General features: G+C 55.1%; 4 protein-coding genes and 1 pseudogene. 1 reads left to right on the top strand and 4 read right to left on the bottom strand.

Going from position 1 to position 6,644, the window contains the following annotated elements:
* On the top strand, positions 1-963 hold a 963-nt coding region (locus tag ABJQ89_RS14315), incomplete at its 5' end, for a sulfatase-like hydrolase/transferase (protein WP_348496866.1).
* Between the two features lie 33 nt (positions 964-996).
* Here the strand turns inward: ABJQ89_RS14315 and ABJQ89_RS14320 are convergent.
* The 4 genes and pseudogenes from ABJQ89_RS14320 to ABJQ89_RS14335 form a co-directional block, all read right to left on the bottom strand.
* Positions 997-2,316 (bottom strand): HlyD family type I secretion periplasmic adaptor subunit, encoded by a 1,320-nt coding sequence (locus ABJQ89_RS14320; protein ID WP_348496867.1) that lies wholly within the window; start codon positions 2,314-2,316, stop codon positions 997-999.
* Entirely contained in the window at positions 2,313-4,043 is a 1,731-nt protein-coding gene (locus tag ABJQ89_RS14325) for a type I secretion system permease/ATPase (protein ID WP_348496868.1), read from the bottom strand. The genes ABJQ89_RS14320 and ABJQ89_RS14325 overlap by 4 nt, the downstream gene beginning before the upstream one ends.
* A gap of 138 nt (positions 4,044-4,181) precedes the next feature.
* A complete protein-coding gene (locus ABJQ89_RS14330) occupies positions 4,182-6,176 on the bottom strand; it encodes an aminotransferase class V-fold PLP-dependent enzyme (protein ID WP_348496869.1) in 1,995 nt (664 codons plus the stop codon).
* Between the two features lie 78 nt (positions 6,177-6,254).
* Positions 6,255-6,644 (bottom strand): annotated as a pseudogene (locus ABJQ89_RS14335) (branched-chain amino acid ABC transporter substrate-binding protein); the annotation flags it as partial.

The raw sequence follows: 6,644 nt of genomic DNA on the forward strand, positions 1-6,644 counted from the left end.
ATCAAACCGCATTGGCCCTACATCGTGCCCGCGCCTTACCACGATATGTATGGCGCGAATAACGTACCCGCCGCCAAACGCGACCCCATTGAACAGGATAATCCCCATCCCGTTTACGGCGCCTATATGAAGAACAAAATCGCAGCGGCATTTCAACGTGAAGAAGTACGCCAGAAGGTCATTCCCGCCTATATGGGGCTGATCAAACAGTGCGATGATCAATTGGGCCGATTGCTCGATCACTTGGAAGCCAGCGATAAATTGAAAGACACGATGATCGTTTTGACCTCTGATCATGGCGACTATCTTGGGGATCATTGGCTTGGCGAAAAGGACCTGTTCCACGAGCAATCTGTTAAGGTGCCTATGATCGTCTATGATCCCCGTGCCGAAGCAGATGGCACGCGCGGTACGACCTGTGACGCCCTTGTAGAAAGCATCGATTTGGCCCCCACCTTTGTCGAGGCGGCAGGTGGCAAGGTTGCAGATCACATTCTTGAAGGGCGCTCGTTGTTGCCTTGGCTGCATGGGCAGCCCACGCAATGGCGCGAATTTGCGATCAGTGAATATGATTTCTCGGCCACGCCGCAAGCCGTGCTTCTGGGGTTAGAGCCACGCGATGCGCGTTTGTTCATGGTCTTCGATGGTCGATTTAAAATGATGCACGCAGAAGGCGGGTTTCGTCCGATGCTGTTCGACTTGGAAACCGATCCTGACGAATATCATGACCTTGCGAAAAGCGATGAACACCAAGGCGAGATTGATCGCCTCTATGGGTATTTGTTCCAATGGGCGCGGCGCATGTCACAACGTGTCACACGCTCTGATGAAGACATCAAAAACATGCGCGGTCGCTCAATTCGTAAAGGCATTCTGCCTTTCCTCGCGGATGGTACAGAAGTGGACGCAGAGCTAACGCAATTCTATCGCGGCCCTGCAAAAGCGGATTACACGGGCGAATAAACGCCCGTGCTTTCATCTCGCTATCGCGCAGCTTTACGCTTCGCGGAAGGCTTTGTTGAAGTAATCCATAACGGGTTTCAGCAGGTAGCTTAAGGGCGATCGTTCTGCTGTCTTGATGAAGGCCTCAACAGGCATGCCGGGCACCAATTGTTGACCTTCCAGCTTTTGCAACTCGCCGTCATTTGGCAGTAATTGAGCCTGATAATAGGACACGCCTGTCTGCTCATCGGTAAACACATCTGCCGAAAGTTGGGTGACCACGCCGAAAATCTCTGGTGTCGTACGTTGATCAAACGCCACAAAGCGCAAGGTCGCGCCCTGCCCTTCATGCACTTGATCGATATGTATCGCTTCTACGCGCGCAGACACGATGAGGGCCTGATCCTGCGGAATGACATACATAATCGGCGCTGCGGGCGAGATCACTGATTGCAGCGCGAAAACGGTATTGCCGTAGACGACTCCGGACACAGGCGTGCGTACTTCCATCTTGGACAAGGTATCGCGAGCAGACAACGCGCGCTCGGCCAATTCATTCTCTTGAAACTGCAAATCTCTGAGCGTGCTGATCGCTTCTTCGCGGCGCTGCGTGCTGAGGCGCAGAATTTGAATATTGAGGCGCGCGATATCCGCCTTCAACTGTGCGATCAGCGCCCGATATTCGCCAACTGTCCCTTTGAGGCGCGCATCCTCGCGACGCAAGGCTGATAGCCGTGACGCTTGGACGAGACCCTTTTCGAAAAGCGATTGGGTATCCGTCAATTCAGATTGAATAAGTTCTGCCTGCCCTTGCGTTGCGACAAGCTGCGCTTCGCCGCCTTTGATTTGCTCGCGCGTTTGTTCAATCTGGTTTTGGAGCTGGCCGATTTCTTGATCCAACGCCAGCATACGCGTTTTAAAGAGCCGTTCTTGCCCCTCTAAAAGCGAGGCGATATCTGCATCCTGTTCTGCCTGCGCCCGAATTTCAGCGCCAAATGTGATTGCTTCAGCGTCGTCACGCTCTGCGATCAAGCGCCCTTTGCGTGCCCGAATTTCATTCAACTGCGCCATAATGATAGCGAGTTCCGAGCGCAGCAAAGTGTCATCAAGGCGCAGCACAACATCGCCCGCTTCAACACGGTCACCGTCACGCGCAAGTAGCTCGCCAACAACGCCGCCCTGCGGGTGTTGCACCACTTGGCGATTGTTCTCGACCTGGATCATACCCGACGCGATCACCGCGCCTGCGATCCGCGCCTGCACGCTCCAAGCTCCGATCACACCAACCAGAATGATCAAGGAAACATATCCGATAAAGAGCGGTTTACCTGCTTTCGCGAGGGTCGTTTTCGGGCTTGTGTTGTCAGGTGTCATTGCGCTTTTCCTGAGATTTCACGTTTCACTTGATTTGAATTTTGCAAGGATGCCTTAAGCACCTCATCCCTTGGGCCATTGGCTTTTATCCGGCCCTTGTCCATCACGATGAGACTGTCACATTCGGCAATCGCTTGTGGGCGATGGGTCATGATAATGACTGCGCGATCAGAGCTTCTGAACTCGCGCACCGTGCGGTTGAGCGCTTCAGTCCCGACATTGTCGAGCGCCGAATTCGGCTCATCCAGAACCAGCAAAACCGGATCTTGATAGAGCGCCCTCGCCAGAGCGAGACGTTGTTTTTGACCACCTGACAATTGGTTGTCATCTCCATGCAGCACGGTTTTGTAGCCATCCGGCAGCGCAAGGATCATCTCATGCGCGTTAGCGCGTTTGGCCGCTTCAAAGACCTTCGCCTCGTCCACGTTTGTGGACATGCGCGCGATGTTTTCAGCGACGGTGCCACTGAACAACGTCACGTTTTGCGGCAAATAGCCAATCAGCGATCCAAGTTGGTCTGGATCGTATTGATCAAGGGTCGCGCCGCCAAATCGGATTTCACCCGCAGCGGCGGGCATCAGACCGACCATGGCCTTGGCCAATGTTGATTTACCCGTGCCACTGTTGCCGATAACACCGAGAACTTGACCCGGAGCAACATCAAAACTAATGCCAGCCAAGATTGGCGTCCGCGTTTTAGGCGCAACGACAGCCACCGCTTTGAACGACAATTTTGCAGGCGGCGTTGGCAGGTTGATGGTTTCGTCATCTTCGGGGATCGCTTGCAACAGCTGCCCCAATCCACGCCAGCCTTCAACCGCGCGCTGGATCAGCGCCCATTGGCCAACGGATTGTTCAATTGGCGCCAAGGCGCGTCCGAGCAAGATAGAACCTGCGATCATTGCGCCTGCAGTTAACTCGCCTTGCAGCGTCAACCAAGCACCAAGCGCGAGCATCGCAGATTGCAAAAACAGACGCAGGGCTTTGGTCAGGGCGCTAAAGCTGCCTGTCCAATCACTTGCACCGATCGTTTGAACCAAGGCTTCATTCTGCACGGATTGCCAGCGCGCTTGCATGGACTTGCTCATCCCTTGCGAACGTACAATTTCGCTCGAATTGCGGGTTTGATCCGCAAGTCCGTGCGCCGACACTGTTTTTTGTTGTGCTTCAATCGTTTTGCGATTGGTGAGAAGACTGTTCAGAACCGCGATCAGGATGAGAGCACCGCCCCCCGCGAGCGCAAGCCAGCCGAGCATCGGGTGGAAGATAAAGATCGCCGCAATAAACAGGGGCGTCCAAGGGATATCAAAGATCGCCGTCATAACCGGAGAGATGAAAAAGGACTGGATCGCATCCAGTTGACGCAAGCCCGCGTTGGGCTGCGCGCGTGCTTCTGCAATCAAGGACTTGCGCAGGCTTGCATCAAAAACCCGTGCATCCAGTTTTTCACGAAACCGCACTGCAAAGCGCGCCAGCAAGCGTCCGCGGGCATAATCGAGCAAGCCCATCAAACCGTACAGCGCCGCGACCAATGCAAAGAGCGCGACCAAGGTTTCCTCTGACCGCGAGCCAAGAACGCGGTCATAGACCTGCAACATGAACAGTGGCCCAGTGAGCATGAGCAAATTCACAAATATGGAAAATACAAAGACCGAGCCCAAGAGCCCACCGCCTGCACGCCTTGCGCGCCGCAGCTCTGCTTTTCCTGATAGTCTTCTGTTTGCCATGGGTAACTGCCTTAAAACTCTGGGCTAAAAATGTAGTGAATGCGCTTAGAGCACCCTGTTACAATACAGGGACGCGCCGCGCACTCAATGGGGTCAATCCCCCAGTTCACTGTAACTCAGACAAAAGTCTCAGGCTTCTCAAACCTTTGTAACCAATGCCATTGCCCGAATGGGGGACCCTGTCCCTTGGTCGATTTTCAGCGGCGCAGCGATCAAGATCGCACCCTTCGGAGGCAATTGATCCAGATTGCACAGACTCGCCAACCCGAAGCAATTGTCGCGATGCAGATAGTTATGCGCGGGATACGGCGGGCTGAACTTACCGGCCATACCAGCATCCGTGCCTATGCACTGCGTGCCCCAACCAACGATGCCCTTGCTGAGCAGATAGTCGATGCAGTCCGTTGTCGGCCCGGGACTGTGCGAGCCATCCTCATGTGGGTCTGGATCATCATTGAGGAAAAGCGCGGCATCATGGGCGCGTTTGTCCCAATCCGTTCGCATCACCACCCATTCGCCCGGATTTATGTCGCCGTGCTCACGCTCCCACGCTTTGACGTGCTCGGCAGTGAGAAGGAAGTCATTGTCAGCTTCGGATTCAGCGGAGCAATCAATCACATTCACGGGGGCCATGATCCGCTGCATATCGAGCGTATCAGTGTACCCGTCCGTGTGATCCTTGCCAGAAATCCAATGGTGCGGCGCATCGAAATGGGTTCCTGAATGTTCACCAAGTTTCAACCAATTCCAAGCAAAGAACGGCCCGTCGGCATCATATTCGCTGATTTTGTGAATTTCGACCTTCGGTGTATTCACAGCAAAATCTGTCGGCAGATTAAGGATTGGCGTGTCGGGGCCAAGTTGGGCCGAGCAGTCCACGATTTTGATATCTCCACTGAGGAGCATTCCGCCCAGCGCACCAAGCACATCACTTGAAGACATATTGCTTCCTTTCACTTCTGGCGAAATGCCCTGCCCTGCAAAACGGCGGCGGCGGCGCGCCATGACCTCATCCGTGAGATCAAACACATCGTCGATCATCGATTTCGCTGTCACATTGCCTGGGGAAAGGCGCAGCAATTGGCCTCTGAAATCGACGGACAACCCCTCGACGCCCAGCGCGCCAACGACTGCGGCGGCCTCTGCCTTATCAGGAAAACGCAACATGACCGAGCCGCCACGTCGGTCAGGGTCGCGCGGGGAATGCAGCGGCAGGTTCAACGCATCGGCGCGTTTGATAATGAGATCGACGAGTTCGCGATTCCAAGACGCCAGCTCTGCGTGATCCTGCGCCGCATGCCATTTCAAAGCGGGGAGCGAGGCCACAGCCGCGACAGAGCCGGGCGTTCCGCTGTCAAAGCGGCGAATGTCGGGGGCGTATTCGAATTTATCGAGGTCCCAAGAAAACGGATTGTTCTGCGAAAACCAACCGCGCGCTTCGGGTTGGAGCTCGCGCGCGAGCGCCTTTTCCACATAGAGGATACCAGCCCCCGGCGTGCCGCACATCCATTTGAGCGAGGTAGAAAGCGTGAAATCCACCTTCGGGTTCATGGCATCAAAGGGGATCAATCCAGCAGCTTGGGTGATGTCGACGCCGATCATGCTGCCCATCGCGCGCCCATGCGCCACAAGCGGTGCCAGATCAACGCGCGCAGAGGCGGTCGAGGTCACCCACGTGAGTAGCGCAAGGCCGACATCCCTGCCCCAGCTTTCCATAAAATCATCAGGCTCTACCCAAGACGCATCCTCGCGTTTGGGGACGGTATCCAGCGTGAACCCCATTTTCGGAGCCAAGCCAGCCAGCAGGAAATGCATGGACGGGAAGCAATCCTCCGCCACCAGCACACGCTTGCCGCGCAATTGGCCATCAGGCAGCGCGCGCATCAATTTGTGCATGCCGTCCGTGACGCTTTCACAGGTAGTCATTGACCCTTTGGGCACATTGATAATGCGGCGCCAGTAATCGATGAAATCCTGCCGTTTCAGCAGAACATAGCCCCATTGTTTGTCATCGGGTGCGGCCCAAACCTTGGCGAACTCAGCCGTCGCGGCGGCCAGTTCTTCTTCCTTACCGGGGTACATGCCGATGGAATGATAGAGGAAGTATCCATCATGTTTGGTGTTGCTGAGCATAGGGTTGCCTTAGGAAAATGCCGCTAAATACAGAAAGCCCCAGCAGTGCCGGGGCTTTCCAGTCATATCCAATCGCGATTAGCGATATTGAACAGTCACGAACTTGCCGCCTTCGACTTTCAACTGGCGGTAGCTGCCAGCGGATTCGCCGTTGCCGATCAATTCAACTGCAGATGCGCCAACATAGTCGACTTCGCCGCCGTCTTTGATGATCTGCAGTGCTTTCGCGAGCTCACCCGGGAAGATTTTCTCGCCCGGTGCGTTTGCAACGTCAAAGATCTTGTCTTTCACGTCTGCGCTTGCAGAAGAGCCAGCCGCTTGCATCGCGAGCATGATCAATGCTGCCGCGTCGTAGCTTTCTGGTGTGAACGGTGAAGTCCCGTCGAAATCAGCCGCTGTCGCCATTTCTGCGAATGTCGCCGCGCCTGTGCTGTCTGTACCAGCAACCTGACCGAATGAGCCGTTCAG

The sequence above is a fragment of the Planktotalea sp. genome (genome assembly GCF_039984035.1).
Lineage (GTDB): Bacteria > Pseudomonadota > Alphaproteobacteria > Rhodobacterales > Rhodobacteraceae > Planktotalea.

Coding starts and splice junctions, on each gene's coding strand:
- ABJQ89_RS14320 (WP_348496867.1), bottom strand. CDS start 2,316: ATGACACCTGACAACACAAGCCCGAAAACGACCCTCGCGAAAGCAGGT.
- ABJQ89_RS14325 (WP_348496868.1), bottom strand. CDS start 4,043: ATGGCAAACAGAAGACTATCAGGAAAAGCAGAGCTGCGGCGCGCAAGG.
- ABJQ89_RS14330 (WP_348496869.1), bottom strand. CDS start 6,176: ATGCTCAGCAACACCAAACATGATGGATACTTCCTCTATCATTCCATC.